The following is a 21,870-nucleotide window of genomic DNA, read 5'->3' on the forward strand; positions in this document are numbered from 1 at the left end:
GCCCGGTGGCCCGAACCGCGTCAGGCGGCGGCCGGTGGGAGCGCCACGACGATGCAGGGCGCGCCCAGCGAGATGCCGGTGTCCACGGCCATGGCCAGCCCGTCGGCGTACGTGATCGGGCCGCGCACCGCGGCGGGGGCGATGCCGAAGGTCTCCGGGATCGTGGAGTGGCCGTGCACGATCTGCCGGCCGCCGAGTTTGTCCAGCAGCAGGCGGGCGTTGGCGACGCCGTCGTTGTGCTCCAGGAACTCGAAGCGGCGGAACAGCAGCCGGGTGTTGCGCCCGAAGGTCCGCTCGTCGCGCTCACGCATGATCTTGCGCAGGGCGGCGTTGATCTCGTCGATGGTGGGCCCGAACTCCAGGTAGGCCAGGGTGTCGGCGTGCAGCAGCAGATGGCCGTCGACCAGCGCCACCGCGGGCAGGTCGGCCAGCCAGGCGGCCCGCTGCTCGTTCAGGCCCGCGAGGTCGTGGTCCTGGCCGCCGTTGAGCGCCCACACCTGCATGATGTTGCGCACCTCGGTCACCGGCGACCCGGGCGTGAAGCGGCTGCCGTACAGCAGCATGTCGTGATTGCCGATCACGCAGCCGACCTCGCCGCCGGCCGCGGCCGCCTCGCCCTGCAGCCGCCGGATCAGGTCGATCACGCCGATGCCGTCCGGGCCCCGGTCGGTCAGGTCGCCGAGGAACCACAGCCTCGCGTCACCGCCGGTCCACGCGCCCCGCTCGTCGAGCAGGCCGGTCACCCGCAGCGCCTGGGTCAGCGGCACGAGATGGCCGTGCACGTCACCGACCACATAGAGCGTCACGCGATCACCCTACGACATGACCATGGGCGGCCCCCGTCGCGTGCGCGGCGACCCGCACCGACCCCTTCCGGGGTATCCCCCGGCGACGGTCAGTCCAGGAAGAGCCGCTCGACGGCGGCGCGGGCGCGGCGGGTCACCTTGAGGTACTCGTCCAGGAACTCGCCCGGGTCGCCGCCGCCCAGCAGCCGGGCCACCCCGGCCAGCTCGACGCCGTGCCGGGGCAGCTGGTCCACGGCCCGGCCGCGGATCAGCGTCAGCGCGTTGCGCACCCGCGAGCACAGCGTCCACGCCGTGGCCAGCACCTCGGCGTCCTCGACCGACACGAGGTCGGCCGCGTGCGCCGCGGCGAGCGCGTCGAGGGTACGCGTGGACCGCAGCCCCGCCACCTCGTGCCCGTGCCGCAGCTGCCACAGCTGCACCGTCCACTCGACGTCGGCGATGCCGCCCCGGCCCAGCTTGGTGTGGGTGAGCGGGTCGGCGCCGCGGGGCAGCCGCTCGTTCTCCACCCGCGCCTTGATCCGGCGGATCTCGACGATCTGCTCCCGGCGCAGCCCGTCCACCGGGTAGCGCACCGGGTCGATCAGCGCGATGAACTCGGCGGCCAGCGCGGCGTCCCCGGCGACCGGCCGGGCCCGCAGCAGCGCCTGCGCCTCCCACACCTGCGACCAGGTCGCGTAGTAGCGCTGGTAGGCGGCGAGGCTGCGGACCAGCGGCCCCTGCCTGCCCTCGGGACGCAGGTCGGCGTCGATGCCCAGCGGCGGATCGGGCGCGGGCGCGGACAGCAGCGTGCGCAGCTGCTCGGCGACCGCCAGCGCGACGCCGTTGGCCTCGTCGTCCTTCATGCCGGGGGCGACCTGGTACACGAACAGCACATCGGCGTCGCTGGGATAGCTCGTCTCGGCCCCGCCCAGCCGGCCCATGCCGATCACGGAGAAACGCAGCTCGTCCGGCGCGCCCGCGGCCTGCCGGGCCACCGCGAGCGCGGCCGCGATGGTGGCGTCGGTGAGGTCGGCCAGCCCCTGCCCCACCTCGGTGATGTCGACCGGCTTGGCCGGGGCAAGCTCACCCGCCCCGGAGAGCAGGTCGGCGCTGCCGATGCGGAACAGCTCGCGGCGGCGCATCGCCCGCACCGCGGCCACCGCCGCACGCGGGTCGGCATGCCTGCCACCCGCCGCGGCGGTGCCGTCCAGCAGCGACTGCCGGGTACGCAGCGCCAGCTCGGTGTCGTCGGCCAGCAGGCGCAGCGCCTCCGGGTCGCGCGAGAGCAGGTCGGTCAGGTAACGCGAGCTGTCCAGCACCCGGGCCAGCCGCAGCGCCACCGGGCCCTCGTCGCGCAGCAGGCGCAGATACCAGGGCGTGGTGCCGAGCGTGTCGGACACCTGCCGGTAGGCCAGCAGCCCGGCGTCGGGATCGGGCGCGTCGGCGAACTCGGCCAGCAGCACCGGCAGCAGGGTGCGCTGGATCGCCGCGGTGCGCGACACCCCGGACGTCAGCGCCTCGATGTGTCGCAGCGCGCCCGCCGGGTCGGCGTAGCCGAGCAGCTCCAGGCGCTTGCGGGCGGCGTCGGCGCGCAGCGACAGCCCGTCGGCGGGCACCTTGGCCACCGCCGCCAGCAGGGGCCGGTAGAGCAGCTTGGCGTGCAGCCGGCGCACCTCGGCGGCGTGGGTGACCCAGTCGGCGCGGAACGCCGCGATCGGGTCCAGGCCGCCGCCCTCGCGGCCCCGGCCGGTGCCCAGCGAGGGCTCCTCGCGCTTGTAGTTCATGGCCCGCGCCAGCCAGCGCAGCGCCAGGGTGCCCGCCTGGTTGTCGTCGGCGGGCACGGTGTGCGTACGCCGCAGCCGCTGCAACTGGAGCCGGTGCTCGACGTTGCGCAGGAACCGGTACGCGGCGCTGAGCGCCTCCCCGTCGCCGCGGCCCACGTAACCGCCCGCGACCAGCGCCCGCAACGCGTTGAGGGTGTTGCCCGAGCGCAGCGTCTCGTCGCCGCGGCCGTGCACGAGCTGGAGCAGCTGCACCGCGAACTCGATGTCGCGCAGCCCGCCCGGCCCGCGCTTGATCTCCCGCTCGATCTCGGCGCGCGGGATCTGGTCGATGATGCGCCGCCGCATGGCGCGCACGTCCTCGACCGCCTCCGGCCGCTCCGCGGCGTGCCAGATCAGCGGCTGCAACGCGGCCAGCCACGCCTTGCCGACGCCGGCGTCGCCGGCCACCGGCCGGGCCTTGAGCAGCGCCTGGAACTCCCAGGTGCGGGCCCAGCGCTGGTAGTAGACGAGGTGGCTGGCCAGGGTGCGCACCAGCGGCCCGCGCCCGCCCTCGGGCCGCAGCGCGGCGTCCACCGGCCAGGCCACGTGGCCGCAGATCTCCATCAGCGCCGCGGCGACGGTGGTGCCCGCGGCGAGGTCCTCGTCCTCGGCCGCGACGAAGATGACGTCCACGTCCGAGACGTAGTTCAGCTCGTCCCCGCCGCACTTGCCCATCGCGATGACGGACAGCCGCGGCCGCTGGTCCCCGACCCGCCCCAGCGCGATCCGGTACGCCGCCCGCAGCGTCGCGTCGGCCAGCGCCGTCACCTCGGCCATCGTCGTCTCGACGTCGACCCCGTCGGCGAGGTCGGCCGCCGCGATGCGCAGCAGCCCGCGCTGGTAGCCGGCGCGCAGCGAGGGCACGTCGGCCAGCCCGCTGTGCACCTCGTAGCGCGGCGGCACGCTGTGCGTCAGCACCCGCCACTGCCCGGCCTGCGCGGCGATCTGGTCGCCCAGCGCCGAGGACGCCCCCAGCACGGTGAGCAGCCGGATGCGCAGATCCTCGTCGGCCCCGAGCTGCTCCAGCACACCTTTGTCGGCGCCTCTGTCCCGCTCGGCGATGCGGTGCAGCTGGCGCAGTGCCAGGTCGGGGTCGGCGGCGCGGCCGAGCTGCTCCAGGACGAGCGCGCTCTCCTCGTCGACCGGCCGCTGCGCGGCCGCGTCCCACAGGTTCAGCCCGGTCCCGCCCAGCAGCACCGCCGGGTCGGGACCGGTCGCCGACAGCGTGAAGCCGTACCGTGCCAACCGCCCGATTCCCGCCACCCGCTCAGGTTATCGGCGCGCACCCGGGCGCAGAAGCCGCGGCACGGCTCAGCTCAGCAGCGGAAGCTCCCGGCGGCCCGCGTCGGGCAGGGTGCCCAGCGCCAGTTCGGCGAAGCGGCGGGCGAACGGCTGCCACACCTCGGCCACGTCGTCCTGGGTGGCCTCGACGCCGGCGATCAGCCCGTCGGGCTGCCAGCCCTGCTCGGTCATCCATTCCCGGTTGTTGTCCACCCACCCGGCGAACATGTCGAGGTCGCACTCGATGTGGAACTGGGTGCCCCAGGCCCGGTCGCCCACCCGGAACGCCTGGTGGGGATAGCGCGGCGAGGCGGCCAGCAGCGTCGCCCCGAGCGGCAGTTCGGTGATCTCGTCGAAGTGGTACTGGATCACGTCGGGCGCGAACGGCACCGCCCACCACAGCGGGTCGGACTCGGCCACGTCACGCCGCGCGACCAGGCGGGCGCCGATCTCGGGGCCGCTGGTGGAGCGCTCGACCGTGCCGCCGTGGGCCTGGGCCAGCAGCTGCCCGCCGAGGCAGATCGCCAGCGTCGGCACCCGGTTCTTGACCGCCTTGCGCAGCAGCGACTCCAGCTTCGGGAACCACGGCGCGCCCGGCACCCCGTCCTTGGGGAAGGCGTCCTGCTCTCCGCCCATGACCACGAACGCGGCGTAGCCCTCGAGATCGTCGGGAAGGGCGTCGCCGGCGTGCGGGCGCAGGACGGACAGTTCCAGCCCGGCCTCGGTCAGCCAGTCGCCGAGCCGGCGCAGGTCGTCGGTCGGGTCGTTCTCGATCACCAGTGCGGTCGCCACGCTGACGAGGTTAGCCCGGCCCTGCGTCCGCCGGTCAGCCACCCGGAGCAGGGCGGCCTCAGCCGGCGGCGCTCGGCCCCCGGCTGCCCGAACGGCGCGGCCCACCGGGCGGGCGGGGTCCCGGTCAGGGCCGCCGGGCGGCCACCTTATTGATCTTGCTCCGTAACGCCCGGCGGGCCACCGGCCCCAGCTCCTCGACGACCTCCATCAGGGCGCCGAGCTGCTCCAGCGCCGCCATCGCGCGCTGCGCGCCGGGCCGGTCGACGCCCTCGTAGAGCTCCAGCCCAACGAACGAGACGGAGATCGCGCTGGCCAGCCCGGGTATGTCGGCCATCTCCGCGAACGGCGAGCCCGTCAGCACCCGGTGCAGCACGGACTCGATCTCCGCGGTCCACATGCCGAGCGCCTCGGCGGTCACCCGGGCGAGCTTCTCGTCGTGCTGCGCGCCGGCCAGCATCTGCGCCAGCACCGCGACATTGCCCAGGTCGCGCTCCTCCTCGTGCAGCGCGCGGCCGACGTCGAGCAGCTCCCGCAGCGAGCCCACGGTCGCGAACCGCTCCCGGTACGCCGCGACGCGGTCGCCGGTCGCGGCCGTGCACGCCGCCACGAGCAGGTCGTCCACGCTGCCGAAGTGGTAGAAGATGAGCGCCTGGTTGACTCCCGCCATCCCGGCGATGTTGCGCGCGGAGACGCCCGCGATCCCGTGTTTGCGCAGGGTGTCCATGGCCCCGTCGAGCAACCGCTGCTTCGTGTCGGACATGCCGCTCCCTCGCCATCCGGGCCCGCAGCGCCGATGCGTTTGCGGGCGGTGCCGGCCACCCCCCGTTGCCAATGTGGCCGGCACCGCCCGTACTGTCGCGTCCCCGACTGCGGGGACGGGCAGACTTTCTCGCACCGGTCTGACAAAACAGGTGCCGAAACGCGGCAGTGTCGGGTCAGGACGGTCCCCTAAGGAAACACGGCCCGCGCCACATAATTTGAGCGGTCGGTCAAACATCAGCCTAGCAGGCTTGAGCGTCCGCTCAAATATGTGGCACGCCTTACGGTAAGACCAGCTCGGCGTACACCGGCCGGTGATCGCTGTCCGGCAGCTCCAGCACCTGGAAGTCCTTGACGCCCACCCGCCGGTCGGCCAGCACCCGGTCCAGCGTCACCGGCGGGATCGAGTCCCCGTCGTACGGCCCCCAGGTGCCCGCCAGGCCGCGCCCGAGCACGTCGGCCGCGTCCCGGTAACCGGAGTCGATCAGGTCGCGCAGCAGGTGGTGGTCGAGGGTCGCGTTGAAGTCGCCGAGCAGCACCCGCACCGGCCCGTCCGGCGTGGCCCGCGGCTGGCCCTGGAAGCCGCGTTCCCACAGCGGCATCACGAAGTCCGCCCAGGGCGCCAGCGGGTGCGCCGACTCGATCAGCACACCGCCCCCGCCCGGCACCGCCACCTCGGCCCGCGCCTGCCGGAACCCGCCCGGGTTGACCCGCATCCCGTCGTCACGCAGCGGAAAGCGGGACAGCAGCGCCGAGCCCTCCACCCCGGGCACCGAGTAGTCCACCCGGTACGGCAGCTCGTCGCGCATCCCCGCCGCGTCCGCCGCCGCCAGGTAGTCCGGGGTCACCTCCTGCAGCGCCAGCACGTCCACCCGGTGCGACCGCACGAGGCTCACCAGCTCGGCCGCGTCCGCCGAGCCGACCAGCACGTTCGCGCTCATCACCCGCAGCGGCACGCCCGCCGCCCCCGCCATCGGATCATCGTCGGCGAACCAGCGCGGCAGCACCACCACGGCCAGCGCCAGCGCGGTCACCGCAGCCAGCGCGGCGGCCGCCCAGCGCCGCCACACCAGCAGCACCGCCAGCGGCACCAGGGAACCGGCGGCCACGTACGGGGTGAACGCCATCAACTGCGCGACCGGATACCTGGTGTCCCAGCCGGCCAGGCGGAGCACGGCCCACACCGCTGCCGGCAGCGCCAGGACCCAGGGCAGCGCGCGCAGAAGGAACCGTTTCATGCACCGGATGCTATACATTTTCATGGTCAACTAGGTGTTGGCTTTGTGAAGGTTCCGTGGACGGGGTTAGGCTCTGCGGCCATGACGGCGACGCTGCACCCCGCGACCCTCCGGCCCGGCGACACGGTCGCGCTGGTGTCGCCCTCGGGGCCGGTGCCCGCGGAGCGCGTCGAGGCGGCGGTGTCGGTGCTGACCGGCTGGGGCCTGGCGCCCCGCGTCTACCCGCACGTGCTGGCCCGGCACGGCTACTTCGGCGGCACCGACGACCAGCGCCTCGGCGACCTCAACGACGCGCTCGGCGACCCGCAGGTCCGCGCCGTGCTGTGCACCCGCGGCGGCTACGGCGCGCAGCGCATCACCGACCGCGTCGACCTCGACGCCGTACGCCGTGACCCGAAACTGGTGATGGGCTTCTCCGACATCACCGCGCTGCACCTGGCGCTGTGGCGCGGCGCGCGGCTGGCCACCGTGCACGGGCCGGTCGCGGCGCAGTTCGACAAGGGCCCGGACTCGCCGACCGCGCTCGGCGCGCGCCACGCGCTGATGAGCGGGGAGCCGGTGGTCGTCGCCGCCGACCCGGCCGAGGACACCCACCGGGTGCGCACCACCGGCCACGCCGAGGGCACCCTGCTCGGCGGCAACCTGTCGCTGCTGGTCAGCACACTGGGCACGCCGCACCTGCCGGACCTGACGGGCGCGATCCTGCTCATCGAGGACGTCGGCGAGTACCCGTACCGCGTCGACCGGATGCTCACCCACCTGCGCCGCAGCGGCGCCCTCGACGGCGTGGCAGGCATCGCCGTCGGCCAGTTCACCGACTGCGCGGACGCCTGGCCGGTCACCATCGCCGACGTGCTCGCCGACCGCCTGCTCGATCTGGGCCTGCCCGTCCTCGGCGGCCTCCCCATCGGCCACGGCACCCAGCACACCGCAGTCCCCCTCGGCACCCACGCCACCCTCGACGCCGACACCGGCACCCTCACCGTCGCCCCCGCCGCCACGAGCTGACCCACCGCGTGCCGCGCCGTGCCCCGGTCGGCCCGCCCATGATCCGCCGACTTGCCAGGCAGCTGGGCGAATGCCGCGCCAAGATACGCACAGGTGCCCGGCAAGTCGAACGATCTTGACCGCTCTGGGCGGCCGCGGCCGGCACGGCCGGAGGTCACGGCCGGTGCCGGCCGTGGTGGCCGGGACGGCTACATGTCGGCCAGCGAGGCCGTGATGACGATGCCCGCGATCAGGCTGGCCGGAATGCCGACGACCCAGCCGATGAGGATGCCCGCGCCCTTGCCGCCGTCTTTGGCGAGGACACCGCCGATACCCGCGACCAGGGCCACGATGCCGAGCAGGAACTGCCCACACAGCCCGGCCATCAGGAAGACGGAGGCGGCGTCGCCCTCGGCGAGCGGGCCCTCATCGGTCCGCTGCCCGAAGGCCAGCGCGGCGGCCAGGGGCAGGACGGTGACCAGCAGGTGCGCGCCGAGCATCCAGAACATGCCGCGCCATACCAGCCGGGCCTCGATCTGCCGCCTGAGCGGGGGCGGCGCGTCCAGCGAAGGGTCCGACCACGCGCCGACGGCGGGCTTGGCCGGCGCGGGTTCCACCGGCGGGCCCGCAGGCGCCGGTGCCCGGTAGGGGTTGTCGCTCACGGGGGTGCCTCCAGGTCGAACGGGTCGGGCCGGCCGAGGTGCGTGCCGCGCAGCCTATCGCCCGCGCGCCCCCGCGGCCTCCCCCGATCGCCCCGCCCCGCCCTTCCCGATTCGGCCGGGCAACACCCCACGGAACATCAAGGAGGGCACCTTCCATGACGCGGAGCGCCAGGAAGGTGCCCTCCTTGCGGAGCGGTCAGGTCAGAAGCACTGGGAGGCTGACCAGAGGGTGCCGCTGCGGGCGTCGGTGTGGATGTGGTCGGAGTGGTCGGGGTAGCCGGGGCCGAGGATGCCGGTGAAGCCGTGGTAGCGGGCCTGCTTGCCGATGGTGCACAGGGAGGCCGGGCCGGAGCCGAGGTCGACGCCGTCGCCGTAGAGATGGCGGCTGCCGGACACGCCGCCCGCCGCGCTGTTGCAGGCGGTGCTGCGGAAGCCGGAGGTGACCCGCAGGGCCTGGTCGCCGAGGGCGTGGCGCAGCGCTTCCAGGCGCCACATCGCGCGCAGGGCGTTGGACTTGGCGGTGGCGGCCGAGACGGCGCCGCCGGCCCAGGTGGTGTTGCACTTGTTCAGCTCGGCGTAGCTGAAGTGGATCGGCGTGCAGTCGTCGTCCTGCAGGGCGTAGATCTTGTTGAAGGTCTGCGGGCCGGCGATGCCGTCGGCGCCGAGGCCGTACGCCTGCTGGAAGCGGACCACCGCGTCGCGGGTCTCGCCGCCGAAGATGCCGTCGATGACGATGGTGTTGTTGTAGCCGGGCCAGCCCGCGACGCGGATCTGCAGCTGGCGGACGTCCTCTCCGGACATGCCCGAGGACAGGGAGCGGCCCCAGGTGTAGCAGCCGTCGGCGTACGCGGGGGACGCGCCGACGGTGATGGCGGCCACCGATCCGATGGCCGCCATCACCAGCACGGTGAACGCCCGGATGAAGGCGTTGCGGGGGAAACGTCGAGACATGCCAGGCACTGTGCCAACCACGCCTGTCGATGTCAAGAGTTTACATATCTTGCAGTTACTACGTAGTATCCTTCCGAAAAATCGCGCAACAAGCCGTCACGACCTGCGGACTGTCCGCAACGGATCAGCGCCGCGAGCGCGCCTTGCGGTCCCCGCCCGCGGCCGCGACACCGTACGCCAGCGCATCGACCAGGGCCCGCCAGCTCGCCTCCACCACGTTCTCGTGCACGCCGACCGTGGTCCAGTCACGACCGTCGGTGTCCACCGTCTCCACCAGCACCCGCGTCACCGCGTCGGTGCCGTGCGAGCCGGCCAGGATGCGCACCTTGTAGTCGGCCAGCTCCAGCCCGGTCAGCTGCGGGAAGTGCCGCTCCAGCGCCTGGCGCAGGGCCTGGTCGAGCGCGTTGACCGGGCCGTTGCCCTCGGCGGTGGCGATCACGCGCTCGCCGCGTACCCGCAGCTTGACGGTCGCCTCGCTGACCACCGCACCGTCCTCGCGGTGCTCGACGATCACCCGGTACGACTCCAGCGTGAACGGGGTCGTCTGCTCGCCCAGGGACTGGCGCACCAGCAGCTCGAACGACGCGTCGGCGGCCTCGAAGGACCAGCCCGCCGCCTCCAGCTCCTTCACCCGGTGCGTCACCTTGGACAGCGTGTCCGGCTGGCCGGCCAGGTCCAGACCGAGCTCGCGGCTCTTGAGCTCGATGCTGGCCCGGCCGGCCATCTCGGTGACGAGGATCGTCATGTCGTTGCCGACCACGGCCGGGTCCACGTGGTTGTAGAGAGCCGGGTCGACTTTGATCGCGCTCGCGTGCAGGCCCGCCTTGTGGGCGAAGGCTGCGGACCCGACGTAGGCCTGGTGGGAGTCGGGTGCGATGTTGGCGATCTCGGCGATGGCGTGCGAGACGTGCGCCATCTGTTCCAGGCAGCCGTCCGGTAGGACGGTCATGCCGAGCTTGAGCTGCAGGTTCGCCACGACGGCGAAGATGTCGGCGTTGCCGGGGCGCTCGCCGTAGCCGTTGGCGGTGCCCTGCACGTGGCGTACGCCCGCCTCCACCGCGGCGATGGTGTTGGCGACGGCGCAGGCCGTGTCGTTCTGCGCGTGCATGCCGAACAGCTCCGGCGAGACGCCAAGCCGTTCGACCAGCTCGCCGATGGCCTTGCTGATCTGCGAGGGCAGCATGCCGCCGTTGGTGTCGCAGAGCACCACCCGCTCGGCGCCCGCGTCGAGCGCGGCGCGCACCACCGAGGCGGTGTATTCGGGGTCGTGGCGGAAGCCGTCGAAGAAGTGCTCGCAGTCGACGAAGACGCGGCGGCCGTGCGAGCGCAGGTGGGTCACGCTGTCGGCGACCATGGCGAGGTTCTCCTCGCGGGTGGTGCGCAGCGCGCGCTCGACATGGCGCACGTCGGACTTGGCGACCAGGCAGACCACCGGGGTCTGCGCGGCGAGCAGGCCCGCCAGCTGCGCGTCGTCGGCCGCCGCGACGCCCGCCTTGCGGGTGGAGCCGAACGCGACCAGCACCGCGTTCTTCAGTTCGAGTTCGGTTCTGGCCCGTTCGAAGAACTCGGTGTCCTTGGGCACCGCTCCTGGCCACCCGCCCTCGATGAACCCGACCCCGAACTGATCGAGCAGGCGCGCCACCGCGAGTTTGTCCGCCACCGAGTAGGTGATGCCCTCGCGCTGGGCGCCGTCGCGCAGCGTGGTGTCGAAGATCTGCATGTCGTGTGACCTCCTGTGTGGACGCCCGCCTGGCGGACGCCGACGTGTGAACCGGGAAGGAAGGAGCCGGAAGACCGAATGAGCTGCAAAACAAAAGACCCCCCGCGGTCGCGGGAGGTCTGCGCGTCGGCGAGGGGCCTGGTTGCCCAGGTGCGGCCGGCGCGCTAGGTGCCAATAATCAGTACGAAGCGGATCACGTTCAGTAGCGTCCCATTTCTGCGACGCTCAGACCAGCAGGCTCCCGCATGTCGGGAAGGCGTGTCGCCGCCGCAGCCGTGGATCACGTCGATGACCTGCGCGGTGGACCGCGGCAGCGGCTCCGTGTCGGTCGCCACAATGTCATGATCCGGTAATCCCCGCGCCACGGCAGCCCGCCTAATCTTGAACGGCTCAAGAAAGACCGCCAGGAGGCGTCTCCTGATGCGTCGCGCCTTCCGGTGGTCCCCCGGGGCCACAGCTCCCGAAGAGTCGCGACGAAGAGCTTTACCCGGAAGAAGAGCCCGGCGGGAGACGTCCCGCCGGGCTTTCCGCATGTCAGGGTGATCGCGGCCACTCGACGTTAGTTGAACAGTCAAGTATTCTCGCGGTATGAGCACCCGTATGCCTGCGCTCTACCTGAGCCACGGCGCTCCCCCGCTGGCCGACGACCCGCTGTGGACCCGGCAGCTGGCGCAGTGGTCGGCCGACCTGCCCCGGCCCACCGCGATCCTGGTCGTCTCCGCGCACTGGGAGAACGCCCCGCTGGCGATCGGCGCGACCACCACGGTCCCGCTCTACTACGACTTCGGCGGCTTCGCGCAGCACTACTACGAGGTGAAGTACCCGGCTCCCGGCGCGCCCGAGCTGGCCGCGAAGGTGCGCGCACTGCTGCGCGGCCCGCAGACGCCGGTGGCCGACGTGCCCGACCGAGGCCTGGACCACGGCGCGTACGTGCCGCTGGTCGAGATGTTCCCCGAGGCCGACATCCCGGTGCTGCAGATCTCCATGCCCACGCTGGACCCGCGGCGCCTGCTGGAGATCGGCCGCAGGCTCGCGCCGCTGCGCGACGAGGGCGTGCTCATCATCGGCTCGGGTTTCTTCACCCACAACCTGCGCGCCGCGATGCAGTACATGCACCTGGGCTTCGACGCGCCGGTGCAGGGCTGGTCGGCGGAGTTCGACGACTGGGGCCGGCAGGCGCTGGACGCCGGCGACGTCGACGGGCTGCTCGACTTCCTGCACAAGGCCCCGTCGGGCGCGATGGCGCACCCGCGCACCGAGCACTTCGCGCCGCTGTTCGTCACGCTGGGCGCGGGCGAGGCCGACCTGGCCTCCCAGCGCACCGTCATCGACGGCTTCTGGATGGGCCTGGCCAAACGTTCCGTCCAACTCGGCTGACCTGATCTCTGATGTGACAAGGTCGCGGTACACCCGGCCACGCGACCTTGATTACGGTATCGGGGTGACCACCACGCCGACCGAGCGCAGCATCGCCTTCGCCGCCGTCTTCAACTTCCGCGACCTCGGTGGCCTGACCACCGCCGACGGCCGCACCGTACGCCGGCGCACGGTGTACCGGTCCGACACGCTGAGCCGACTCGGCGCCGAGGACCGCGACACGTTCGCGGCGCTCGGCATCCGTACCGTCATCGACCTGCGCCGGCCCGCCGAGGTCGCCTCGATGGGCCGCGTGCCGGAGTGGACGCAGGTGGTCTGGCGGCACAACCACCTCGAGCACCCGACCTGGGACCACTCCACCTACACCACCGAGATCGGCGTCTCGCGCTGGCTCGCCGAGCGCTACCTGGAGCTGGCCCACCACGGCCGGGCCGACATCGCGCGGGTGGTCGGCATGCTCACCGACGACGACCACGGCCCGACCGTGGTGCACTGCGTGGCGGGCAAGGACCGCACCGGCCTGATCGTCGCGCTGGCGTTGGACCTGCTGGGCGTGCCCGACGACCAGATCGCCGCCGACTACGCGCTGACCGAGCGCAGCGCGCCGAGGTTCAGCCAGTGGGTGCGCACGGCCTTCCCTGACCAGAACCACGTGGCCACGCCGCCGTTCTTCACGTACACCCCGGCCGAGGCCATGCTGATGACCCTGCACGGGCTGCGTTACCGGCACGGCTCGGTGACCGAATACCTGGTCGGCGCGGGCCTGCAGCGCGACCGGGTGGAGCGGCTGCGCGAACGGCTGCTGGAAGCATGAGCGAGGCGGTGGGTTCTTCCCGGCTGGTGGATTTCGCCAGTCCGCTGTTCAACTTCCGGGACGTGGGCGGCCTGGCCACCACGGACGGGTCGCGGGTGCGGCACGGCGTGCTGTTCCGCTCCGACACGCTGACCGCGCTGGGCGAGGCCGACCGCGACGCGTTCGCGGCGTTCGGCATCCGGACCGTGATCGACCTGCGGCACCCGGTGGAGCTGGAACGCTTCGGCCGCGCCCCGGACTGGTGCTGCGAGCAGTGGCACAACGTGCCGCTGAACAACCCGGTGTGGCGGGCCGAGGACTACTCCGCCGAGGCGGGGGTGGTGGCGTTCCTGCTGGCGCGTTACCACGAGACCGCGGAGCTGGCGGCGGCCGACATCGCGCGGGCGATCGAGCTGATCGCGACCGGTCAGGCGCCGACCGTGGTGCACTGCTGGGGCGGGCGGGACCGCACCGGTGTGGTGATCGCCCTGGTGCTGGAGCTGGCCGGGGTGTCCGACGCCGACATCGCCGCCGACTACGAGCTGACCGAGCAGGGTATGGCCCGCTACCTGGCCTGGCAGCGCCGGAACAAGCCGGACAAGGAACCCTTGCAGCCCTACCTGGCCAGCACGCCGGCCGAGGTGATGCGGCGTTTCCTGGTGGAGCTGCGCGAGCGGCACGGCTCGGTGGCGGCCTATCTGACCGGGGCCGGGCTGCCCGAGGAGAGCATCGCCGCGCTGCGGTCGAGATTGCGCGAGCAGCGGCCGTGAGGTGACCCGGGCGTTATCGACAGGTGCCATGATGTGACGGAATTTCATCGGGGAGGAGCCGTCCACCATGCACATCGGAACGCGAACGTTGCTGGCCGTGGCCACCGCCGTCGCCGTGGCCGCACTGGCCGGTTGCGCGGGCGAGACGAGCAGCGACTCCACGCAGCAGCCTGCTCCCGGCCAGGTGGCGCCCGGGACGGGCACCTTCAAGGACATCGACACGGCGGCCCGGGAGCTGGTCACCCGCGAGGCGTACTGGCAGTCGCCCGCGGTGCTCGACGTGGAGCAGACGCAGCGGATCGGGCTGGCGGTCGGCGAGGGCGAGAAGCTGACCCAGAAGATCAACGCGATGCTGCCGGACACCCTGACCACGGCGGCCGGGCCGGTGGAGGTCGGGCCCACGGTCAAGGCGACGCTGCGCGGCAACACCGAGGATGTGGAGATCACGCCGTCGGAGTCGGTCAACGCCACCACCGGCAGTGACGTGCAGATGCTGTGGACCTGGCTGGTGCACCCGAAGCGCCCGACCGACGACCTGCTGCTCACCGCATACCTGGAGGTGCCCCTGAGCAACGGGCACACCATCACGCACGAGGTCGCGCTGTCGGTGCAGGTGCGCCGGACCATGTCGTACACCGTGTGGCAGGTCCTCACCCACTGGGGCACCTGGTCGGCCGTGGTCACCAGCCTCATCGGCGCGGTGAGCTGGCTGCTGCGCCGGCGCAAGAAGAAGCCGGGCGACCGGCAGCAGCAGGACGAGGCGCCGGAGCCCTCGGTGGCCAATGTGGCCGCCTGACCCCTTGGCATGCCCGGCCGGGGCCCGGATGAAGAAATCTTCGGGACAACTGGGGTCTGGCGAAAGTTAACTTCAGCGGCGATAGTGGCGGGTGAATGTCCATCCCCACTTCCGCGGAGTACCCATGGCCAGATCACGCCTGCGGGCGGCCGTCGTCGCCGGCCTCACCGCGCTCAGCCTCGCGGCGCTGTCCGCCGCCGCCGGCGCGCCCGCCGCGGCCGCGCCGCCCACGCACGACGAGCAGATCACCTTCCAGGAGTGGTCCCGCTACACCGACTGGCGGCAGGGCACCCACCAGGGCACCCTCGCCATCCCGGGCGTGCGCACCGGGATCACCATGCTGCTGCCGGCCGGGCAGACCGACTACGCCGACCCGTACACCGGCGTCACCAAGAGCTGGAACTACTCCACCTGGACCTCACCCGTGACCGAGGTCGGCTTCGACGCCACCGAGCTGGTCGCCTCGTGGAACGCCGAGACCCCGGCAGGCACCTGGATCCAGGTCGAGATGCAGGGCACCTACAACACCGGCGGGCAGACCCCCTGGTACACGATGGGCCGCTGGGCGTCCGGGGACGCCGACATCAAGCGCACCACGGTCGACGGGCAGGGCGACCCCTGGTCGACGATCTGGACCGACACGTTCTCCATCGACGACGCCGACAACGGCGTGCTGCTGCACGCCTACCAGCTGCGCCTCACCCTGTACCGGGCACCGGGCCAGTGGCGTTCGCCGCGGGTGTGGATGCTCGGCGCGATGAGCTCCAACGTGGCCGACCGCTTCACCGTCACCCCGAGCGCCGGCGGCATCGCCTGGGGCACCGAGCTGGCCGTGCCGCGGTTCTCGCAGAACATCCACACCGGGGAGTACCCGGAGTACGACGGCGGCGGCGAGGCCTGGTGCTCGCCCACCTCCACCTCGATGGTCGTGCAGTACTACGGCCGCGGCCCGTCGGAGCAGGACACCTCCTGGGTCGACCCGGCCTACGCCGACCCCCAGGTCGACCACGCGGCCCGGATGACCTACGACTACGCCTACGAGGGCGCCGGCAACTGGCCGTTCAACACCGCGTACGCGGCGTCGTTCCCGGGCCTGGACGCCAAGGTGACCCGGCTGCACTCGCTCGACGAGGCGGAGCGGTTCATCAAGGCCGGCATCCCGGTGATCACCAGCCAGTCGTTCCTGTCCACGGAGCTGGACGGAGCGGGCTACGGCACGTCCGGGCACCTGTTCGTCATCGTCGGCTTCACCGCCGAGGGCGACGTGATCATCAACGACCCGGCGTCGTCGAGCAACGACGCCGTGCGCAACATCTACCCGCGTGAGCAGTTCGAGCAGATCTGGCTGCGCACCAAGCGCTACCGCGCGAACGGCACGGTGGCCTCCGGCTCGGGCGGCATCGCCTACCTGATCAAGCCGTGGTGGAAGCCGTGGCCGGTGGTCGCGGGCTCGACCAACTGGTGAACGACGATCCCGGGTGCGCCCCCGCCGTGGGGCGCACCCGGGATCACATCCGGGTCTCCAGGATCGTGTCCGACAGCGCGATCACGCCGAACGTGCCGCCCTGCGGGTCGGCCAGCAGCGCGTAGTGCCCCACCGGCAGGTCCAGCGGCCCGCTCAGCACCGCGCCGCCGAGCTCCAGGCAGCGCGCGATCGTGGCCGCGCAGTCCTCGATCTCGAAGGTGACCCGCCAGTGCGCGGGGGTGCCGGCCGGGTAGCGCTCGTCCATCACGGACAGCCCGCCGACGGTACGGCTGTCGACGAACCACTCGATGTGGTCGACGCCCTCGGCGATCTCGCTCTTGCGCTCGGACCAGTTGAACGCCTTGCCGTAGAACGCCACGGCGGCGGACTCGTCCCAGGTCACGACCTCGGTCCAGCACATGGTGGCAGGCTCGGCGGCCGCCTCGGCGCCACCGGACGTGCCCCGCTGCCACAGCCCGAAGACCGCGCCCGCGGAGTCGGCGACCAGGGCCGCCCGCCCGCGCGGGCCCCGGTCGTGCGCCGGGACCAGCACCGACCCACCGGCGTCGAGCACCGCCGCCACGCCGTCCTCGGCGGCCGCCGCCGACACGTAGCACAGCCACGTCGACGGCCGTCCCGGCTCGGCCGGGAGCAGGCCCGCCACCGCACGGCCGTCGAGCGCGAACACCTCGCCGGGCGTCCATCCGAACAGCCCGCTGTAGAACGCCGCGGCACCGGACGGGTCCGCGGTCACATACTCGGCCCAGCACGGGGTGGCGGGCGCGTATCCCCTCACTCGCATGCCCGCCACCTTAGGTCCATCCGCGGTTCACGGCGACCTCTGCACGTGCCGACCGGATCGCCCCGTTCGGCTGGCCGGTCGGGCGATCCGGGCAACCGGAGCGGTGCGCACGGGCCGATCACCGGCGATGATGGTGACCATGCTCCAGGATCGGTCCGTGCTCGCCGGGTGCAACACCGCACTCAACGAGTCCGACGTGATGGGCCTGCGAGTGAACTGGCCGGGCCGCACGGTGCGCCTGCTGCTGCACGTGCTCGCGCTGCCCGAGCACGGCCCGGTCGACCCGGACACCCGCCGTGCCCTGGTGCTCACCGGCGTGTGCCTGATCCGGGTGCTGCTGCGCGCGGACCGCACCGGCGGGCGCGACTACGGCCACCCCATCGAGCTGGCCGACGCCGACGCCGCCGACGCCTTCCTCGCCTCGGCCGGCTGGTCGAACCCGATGTACGGCTGGAGCTTCCTCGACGACCCCGAACTCACCCGGGACTGGCCCGCGCCGGTCAGCCTGGTGCTCGCGGGCACCGGCCCGGCCGCGCACACCATGTACTGGTTCAGCGAGTGCGGCCGCGAGGAGCCCGGCGGCCGGTCGGCGTACTGCATCGAGGGCGACATCCACTTCGCGCGCCTGGACGTCGAACGCGCCGACGGCTCCCCCGTGCCGCTGACCTCGTTCGCCGCAGACGGCCGCCGCTGGTGGGACGCGTTCCGCTCCGGCGACCCCCGCGTCTCCCCCTCCTCCCAGCAAGCCCAACCCCCCTCCCCCGCCTGGACCTGACCAAGGCCACCCACCTCACACGCGAAGGAAGGGCACCTTCACATCGCTATGCGTTGTAGAAGGTGCCCTTCCCCACCACCGGAGGCCGACGGCGCAGGTCAGGCCGCTGCGGCGGGGCGGATCAGGAGGCTGCGGCGGCGCGGGCCATGGCGTCGCGGTAGATCGGGCCGTGCAGGAAGCGGTCGGGTAGGGCGCGCATGGTCAGGCGCAGCGCCCGGACCGAGACCGACGCGGACAGGTCGGTGGTGGGCAGGCCCAGCGTGCCGTAGATGCGCCGGGCCCAGCCGGGCTGCAGGGAGAACGCGGTGGCGGCCAGGCCTGTGTAGACCAGCCGGGCCGGGGTCAGCCCGAGGTGCCACGGCAGCGGCGGCGCCATCAGGAAGAACAGGGTGTCCAGGGCCTCGCGGGTCAGCGCCAGTTCGGGGCGCATCCGCCGGTAGTAAGCGTCGACCTCGCCGGCCGTGCCCGGCACCGATGCCGGGTCCAGCCCGACCAGCTCCGCGGCCCGGCGCTGCTCGGTGTAGTAGCCGTCGATGTCGGCGGCGCTCAGCTCCAGACCCGCCCGGCGGGCCGTGCTCAGGAACGACTCCACCTCGGTGACGTGTACCCAGCGCAGCAGCTCGGGCTCGTCGATGCGGTACATCTCCCCTGTGTGCCGGTCCACCGCGCGCATGCGGGCGTGCACGCCCCGGATACGCCGCCCCGCGGCGCGGGCCTGGGCCGTGGTGCCGAACATGACCGTGCCGACGTAGTCGGCGGTGCGCATCAGCCGGCCCCACGGCTCGACCTTGTAGCTGGAGTTCTGCACCACCCCGGCGATCGCCCGCGGGTGCAGGGCCTGCAGGAACAGCGAGCGCACCCCGGCCACCCAGAGCACCGGCTCGGCGTGCACCCGCCAGGTCACCGACCCGGGGCCGAACAGTCCGACGTCAGCGGCATCGTCCATGCCGTCCAGCGTGCCACGCCCGGCGGGACCCAGGAACGCCCTGGCCGCCTCTCGGCCCCCGGCCGCGTGAACTTCCGTACCCGATCATGCGGTATGCCCGACTCGCCGCGCCGCGCCGCGCCGCGCCGCAGGCCGCCGCGCCGCAGGCCGCCGCGCCGGCCGGTCCGGCCACCGACCCGCCAAGATCGTCGGACTTGCCTGGCACCTGGGCGAATCGCGGTTCAAGATACGCACAGGTGCCAGGCAGGTCGAGCGATCAAGAGGGAAGCGGACCGGGCTCCTAGCTGATCTTCGCGTTGAGGTGGATGGCGATGGCGTCGTGGGCGGCGACGTTCGCGACGAACCAGCCGCTCGCGTCGACCGTGATCACCGGGCCGGTGCAGGTGGTGCCGCTCTTCTCGCCGTGGATCACGTCGCAGTAGCGGCCCGCGGGCAGGTTCGTCTGGTACGACCGCCCGTTGATCGCCCCGTCCTCGTCGTTGATCGTCAGGTAGCCCTTGCCGTTGCGCCCGAACGCGATGTGGTTGTTGCCGTTGTCGTACCAGTTGACGACCGTGGTGCCCTTGACCGCGTTGTGGAAGCCGACCATGTTCGCCACGACCTGCCAGCGGTGCTCGCAGCGCCAGCCGCCCGAGTAGCAGGTCGTGTTGCTCGTCTTGCCGTTGGCGTCCGACGGCGGCCCCTGGTCCTTGTTGCTGAACTCGTAGCTGCTCATCACCGCCGGCGACCCGTACGGCCAGGCCAGCATGAACGCGTTGGCCAGCGCGTAGATCCCGTTGTCCTTGTAGGTGAGGATGTCGCCGCCGTCGCGCTGGGTGTCGTGGTTGTCGGTGAACACCACGGCCTTGGCGGTGGCGATGTGCCCCCACGGCTCGCCGAAGTTCTTGAGGTAGGCCAGCTTCTCGTGCCGGAACACCCGGCCCAGGTCCTTGCCGTAGCGGAACTCGTGCACGTCGCCGTTGCCGGTGTACTCCGTCGGCAGGACCGGCTCGCCCGCGCCGTAGATGACCTCCTGCACGAGGTACACCGAGCGGGACAGCTTGCCCTTGATCGCGGCGATGTCCGCGGCCGCCATGTGCTTGCTGGCGTCCAGCCGGAACCCGTCGACACCCAGGGTCAGCAGGTCGTTGAGGTAACCGGCCAGCTTGGTGCGTACGTAGTCGCTCTCGGTCTTGAGGTCGGCGAGGTTGACCAGCTCGCAGTTCTGCACCTCGTACCGGTCGCCGTAGTTGACGATGTCGTCGTTGCCGTTGCGGCCGCAGTGGTGGAAGTCCTGCGTCTGGTAGATGCCCGGGTAGGTGTACGACGTGTAGGTCGAGCCGGCCCAGCCGGTGCCCGAGCCGACCCCGGTCATGTGGTTGACCACCGCGTCGACGATGACCTTCACGCCAGCGTTGTGGCAGGTGGTGACCATCGACTGGAACTGGGCGCGGGTGCCCTTGCGGGACTCGACCCGGTAGCTGACCGGCTGGTACGCGACCCACCACTGCTGGCCGCGTACGTGCTCCTGGGGCGGGGACACCTGCACGTAGCCGTAGCCGCGCGGGCCGAGGAAGTTGGTGCACTCGGCCGCGACCGAGGGCCAGTTCCACTCGAAGAGCTGGACGATGACGTCCTTGCTGCCCGAGGGGGCTGCGGCCGCGGGGGCGGCGGCCGGGATCGGCAGCGCCGCGGCGAGGACCGCCGCCAGCGCCAGTGAGAGAAGTCTGCGTCGTTGCATGAGGACACTCCGGACGTACGAGGGGACGGATCGTCGAGTGCGTGGGGTCCGCGGACTGAAACCGCATTGAAACCTTGCGGCAATATTCACAAGAAGTTTCAACGAAGTCAACGAATCCGATGCGGAACGGCACGAGAGCCGCCACGCAAGATCTTTCCAACCCGGTTGCCCGTGGTGATCGCTGTTTCGTGTCAGAAGCTGCGGTTCCGCCTCAGGATCTGACACCAAACAGCGATCATCGCCCCTCCGGAGCGGAGCGGATCGGAGCGGATCGGAGCGGATCGGAGCGGATCGGAGCGGAGCAGAGCGGGCTCAGCCGAGCAGGCGGGCGGCCGACGCGAGGTACGCGCGGCCCTCCTCGGGAGCGCCGTGCCGGATCATGTAGAGCCCGGACGAGACGCGCTCGGTGAAGCCCCACTCCCAGATCGCCTGCTCGGCCACGCCGGTCGCCGCGGCCAGGCGCGCGCAGTACCCCCGCACCAGCCCGACCGGATCCGTCGCCGCCAGCACCTCGTCCGTCCAGCCGCGCACCGCGACGCCCAGGTCGTAGGCCGGGTCGCAGAGGAAGCCGTCCGGGTCGACGAAGACGTGCCCCGACTCCGCGCCGGGCCGGGGTGACAGCACGGCGAGCACGTTGTCCGGGTGCGGGTCGCCGTGGCAGACCACGCAGCCGTCCAGGTCGAACGCGGCCGCGCGGCGACGGGCGTACCCGACGGCCCGGTCGACGACCTCGGCCGGGCAGGGCCGCCCGGTCTCCGGCCACAACTCGATGATCAGCTCGGTGAGCGTGCTGGCCTTGTCCGTCCCGGGCAGCACGGCCGCGTCCGGTGGGCGGGGCACCAGCCATGCCTGTCGCAGCGTCGCGGCCAGCACGTCGAGCGCGTGCTCGGGCGAGAGGGCGGTGGTCGCCAGGGCCGGGCCGAGGGGTTCCAGCAGCGCGGCGGCACGCTCCGGATCGTGGGCGTACAGCCGGACGTACCCGTGCCCGTCCGCCGCCGCGATGGTGCGCACCTGCCCGGCGAAGCCGTCCCAGGGCGGCGCGAGCCGCAGCACCGCGTCCGTGCCGTCGGCCGTGCGCACCCGCAGCACCAGCGCCGCCGACCCGCCGTCGAGCGCCGCACCGGGCGTCAGCGACCAGTCCGCGCACACCTGCCCGAGCCGCTCCGGCAGCACCGCCAGCCAGTCCCGGCCCGGTGCCCCCTTGCTCAGCGCGGTACGCCGCATCCGGTCGGGCAGCTCGATCACGGCCCCACCATCCCACCCTCCCGAGCACCCCGACCAGCGGATTACGCCTCCGCCGCCCGATGAGGCGTTGAGGAGGGCGCCTTTCACCACCCATAGCGATCTGCGGGGCTGCTGCTCGGCTCGCTGACGCGAGTCGACGATGCCCTTCCCTTCCTGCGATGGGGTTAGGGTCGGGCATGTTCG

19 protein-coding genes are annotated in these 21,870 nt (G+C 72.3%); 7 read left to right on the forward strand and 12 right to left on the reverse strand.

The annotated features are described in order from the left end of the window. Window positions 1-20: 20 nt before the first annotated feature. The 5 genes from F6W97_RS26755 to F6W97_RS26775 form a co-directional block, all read right to left on the reverse strand. A complete protein-coding gene (locus F6W97_RS26755; RefSeq protein ID WP_155373274.1) occupies window positions 21-806 on the reverse strand; it encodes a metallophosphoesterase in 786 nt (261 codons plus the stop codon). Window positions 807-895: 89 nt separating this feature from the next. Beyond that, on the reverse strand, window positions 896-3,871 hold the full coding sequence (locus F6W97_RS26760) for a bifunctional [glutamine synthetase] adenylyltransferase/[glutamine synthetase]-adenylyl-L-tyrosine phosphorylase (RefSeq protein WP_155373275.1): 2,976 nt from the start codon (window positions 3,869-3,871) through the stop codon (window positions 896-898). A gap of 48 nt (window positions 3,872-3,919) precedes the next feature. Further along, entirely contained in the window at window positions 3,920-4,681 is a 762-nt protein-coding gene (locus F6W97_RS26765; protein WP_155373276.1) for a type 1 glutamine amidotransferase, read from the reverse strand. 124 nt (window positions 4,682-4,805) lie between these two features. Next, window positions 4,806-5,441 carry a TetR/AcrR family transcriptional regulator gene (locus F6W97_RS26770; protein WP_155373277.1) on the reverse strand — a complete coding sequence of 212 codons (636 nt, stop codon included), beginning with the start codon at window positions 5,439-5,441 and terminating at the stop codon, window positions 4,806-4,808. A gap of 280 nt (window positions 5,442-5,721) precedes the next feature. Continuing rightward, window positions 5,722-6,678: an endonuclease/exonuclease/phosphatase family protein gene (locus F6W97_RS26775; RefSeq protein WP_155373278.1), complete on the reverse strand. Its 957-nt coding sequence runs from the start codon at window positions 6,676-6,678 to the stop codon at window positions 5,722-5,724. An 81-nt stretch (window positions 6,679-6,759) separates the two neighbouring features. Here F6W97_RS26775 and F6W97_RS26780 point away from each other — a divergent pair, with 81 nt between their 5' ends. Continuing rightward, window positions 6,760-7,686, forward strand: coding sequence for a S66 peptidase family protein (locus F6W97_RS26780; RefSeq protein WP_155373279.1), 927 nt, complete (start codon window positions 6,760-6,762; stop codon window positions 7,684-7,686). Window positions 7,687-7,874: 188 nt separating this feature from the next. On the opposite strand, the gene F6W97_RS26785 is transcribed toward F6W97_RS26780, so the two are convergent. From F6W97_RS26785 to cimA, 3 genes are all read right to left on the reverse strand, one after another. Further along, entirely contained in the window at window positions 7,875-8,327 is a 453-nt protein-coding gene (locus F6W97_RS26785; protein ID WP_155373280.1) for a hypothetical protein, read from the reverse strand. A gap of 201 nt (window positions 8,328-8,528) precedes the next feature. Next, window positions 8,529-9,278, reverse strand: a complete 750-nt coding sequence (locus tag F6W97_RS26790) for a D-Ala-D-Ala carboxypeptidase family metallohydrolase (protein WP_155373281.1) — start codon at window positions 9,276-9,278, stop codon at window positions 8,529-8,531. Between the two features lie 124 nt (window positions 9,279-9,402). After that, entirely contained in the window at window positions 9,403-10,998 is a 1,596-nt protein-coding gene (gene cimA / locus F6W97_RS26795) for a citramalate synthase (protein WP_155373282.1), read from the reverse strand. A 588-nt stretch (window positions 10,999-11,586) separates the two neighbouring features. On the opposite strand from cimA, the gene F6W97_RS26800 reads away from it, so the two are divergent. The 5 genes from F6W97_RS26800 to F6W97_RS26820 all read left to right on the forward strand — a co-directional run bounded on the left by F6W97_RS26800 (window position 11,587) and on the right by F6W97_RS26820 (window position 16,199). Then, window positions 11,587-12,375, forward strand: a complete 789-nt coding sequence (locus F6W97_RS26800) for a dioxygenase family protein (RefSeq protein ID WP_196279341.1) — start codon at window positions 11,587-11,589, stop codon at window positions 12,373-12,375. Window positions 12,376-12,439: 64 nt separating this feature from the next. Next, complete coding sequence (locus tag F6W97_RS26805) at window positions 12,440-13,189, forward strand: tyrosine-protein phosphatase (protein WP_155373283.1); 750 nt, start codon at window positions 12,440-12,442, stop codon at window positions 13,187-13,189. After that, a complete protein-coding gene (locus F6W97_RS26810; RefSeq protein WP_155373284.1) occupies window positions 13,186-13,938 on the forward strand; it encodes a tyrosine-protein phosphatase in 753 nt (250 codons plus the stop codon). The genes F6W97_RS26805 and F6W97_RS26810 overlap by 4 nt, the downstream gene beginning before the upstream one ends. Window positions 13,939-14,005: 67 nt before the next feature. Continuing rightward, window positions 14,006-14,734: a hypothetical protein gene (locus tag F6W97_RS26815; RefSeq protein WP_155373285.1), complete on the forward strand. Its 729-nt coding sequence runs from the start codon at window positions 14,006-14,008 to the stop codon at window positions 14,732-14,734. A gap of 124 nt (window positions 14,735-14,858) precedes the next feature. After that, window positions 14,859-16,199 carry a peptidase C39 family protein gene (locus F6W97_RS26820; protein ID WP_155373286.1) on the forward strand — a complete coding sequence of 447 codons (1,341 nt, stop codon included), beginning with the start codon at window positions 14,859-14,861 and terminating at the stop codon, window positions 16,197-16,199. A 43-nt stretch (window positions 16,200-16,242) separates the two neighbouring features. Here the strand turns inward: F6W97_RS26820 and F6W97_RS26825 are convergent, their stop codons facing one another. Next, on the reverse strand, window positions 16,243-17,001 hold the full coding sequence (locus F6W97_RS26825; RefSeq protein ID WP_155373287.1) for a VOC family protein: 759 nt from the start codon (window positions 16,999-17,001) through the stop codon (window positions 16,243-16,245). Between the two features lie 139 nt (window positions 17,002-17,140). Between F6W97_RS26825 and F6W97_RS26830 the strand changes: the two genes are divergently transcribed. Continuing rightward, window positions 17,141-17,776 carry a hypothetical protein gene (locus tag F6W97_RS26830; RefSeq protein ID WP_155373288.1) on the forward strand — a complete coding sequence of 212 codons (636 nt, stop codon included), beginning with the start codon at window positions 17,141-17,143 and terminating at the stop codon, window positions 17,774-17,776. A gap of 121 nt (window positions 17,777-17,897) precedes the next feature. Here the strand turns inward: F6W97_RS26830 and F6W97_RS26835 are convergent, their stop codons facing one another. The 3 genes from F6W97_RS26835 to F6W97_RS26845 form a co-directional block, all read right to left on the reverse strand. Beyond that, window positions 17,898-18,722 carry an oxygenase MpaB family protein gene (locus F6W97_RS26835; protein ID WP_155373289.1) on the reverse strand — a complete coding sequence of 275 codons (825 nt, stop codon included), beginning with the start codon at window positions 18,720-18,722 and terminating at the stop codon, window positions 17,898-17,900. A 280-nt stretch (window positions 18,723-19,002) separates the two neighbouring features. After that, entirely contained in the window at window positions 19,003-20,442 is a 1,440-nt protein-coding gene (locus F6W97_RS26840; RefSeq protein WP_155373290.1) for an alpha-amylase, read from the reverse strand. A gap of 312 nt (window positions 20,443-20,754) precedes the next feature. Further along, complete coding sequence (locus tag F6W97_RS26845) at window positions 20,755-21,687, reverse strand: aminoglycoside phosphotransferase family protein (protein WP_230687011.1); 933 nt, start codon at window positions 21,685-21,687, stop codon at window positions 20,755-20,757. Window positions 21,688-21,870 lie beyond the last annotated feature (183 nt).

Source organism: Catellatospora vulcania (assembly GCF_009720385.1).
GTDB lineage: Bacteria > Actinomycetota > Actinomycetes > Mycobacteriales > Micromonosporaceae > Catellatospora > Catellatospora vulcania.

Bases quoted from the DNA above. Each gene is read 5' to 3' on its own strand.
- F6W97_RS26770 (WP_155373277.1), bottom strand. From the start codon at position 5,441: ATGTCCGACACGAAGCAGCGGTTGCTCGACGGGGCCATGGACACCCTG.
- F6W97_RS26775 (WP_155373278.1), bottom strand. From the start codon at position 6,678: ATGAAACGGTTCCTTCTGCGCGCGCTGCCCTGGGTCCTGGCGCTGCCG.
- F6W97_RS26780 (WP_155373279.1), top strand. From the start codon at position 6,760: ATGACGGCGACGCTGCACCCCGCGACCCTCCGGCCCGGCGACACGGTC.
- F6W97_RS26790 (WP_155373281.1), bottom strand. From the start codon at position 9,278: ATGTCTCGACGTTTCCCCCGCAACGCCTTCATCCGGGCGTTCACCGTG.
- cimA (WP_155373282.1), bottom strand. From the start codon at position 10,998: ATGCAGATCTTCGACACCACGCTGCGCGACGGCGCCCAGCGCGAGGGC.
- F6W97_RS26800 (WP_196279341.1), top strand. From the start codon at position 11,587: ATGAGCACCCGTATGCCTGCGCTCTACCTGAGCCACGGCGCTCCCCCG.
- F6W97_RS26810 (WP_155373284.1), top strand. From the start codon at position 13,186: ATGAGCGAGGCGGTGGGTTCTTCCCGGCTGGTGGATTTCGCCAGTCCG.
- F6W97_RS26815 (WP_155373285.1), top strand. From the start codon at position 14,006: ATGCACATCGGAACGCGAACGTTGCTGGCCGTGGCCACCGCCGTCGCC.
- F6W97_RS26820 (WP_155373286.1), top strand. From the start codon at position 14,859: ATGGCCAGATCACGCCTGCGGGCGGCCGTCGTCGCCGGCCTCACCGCG.
- F6W97_RS26825 (WP_155373287.1), bottom strand. From the start codon at position 17,001: ATGCGAGTGAGGGGATACGCGCCCGCCACCCCGTGCTGGGCCGAGTAT.
- F6W97_RS26830 (WP_155373288.1), top strand. From the start codon at position 17,141: ATGCTCCAGGATCGGTCCGTGCTCGCCGGGTGCAACACCGCACTCAAC.
- F6W97_RS26835 (WP_155373289.1), bottom strand. From the start codon at position 18,722: ATGGACGATGCCGCTGACGTCGGACTGTTCGGCCCCGGGTCGGTGACC.
- F6W97_RS26840 (WP_155373290.1), bottom strand. From the start codon at position 20,442: ATGCAACGACGCAGACTTCTCTCACTGGCGCTGGCGGCGGTCCTCGCC.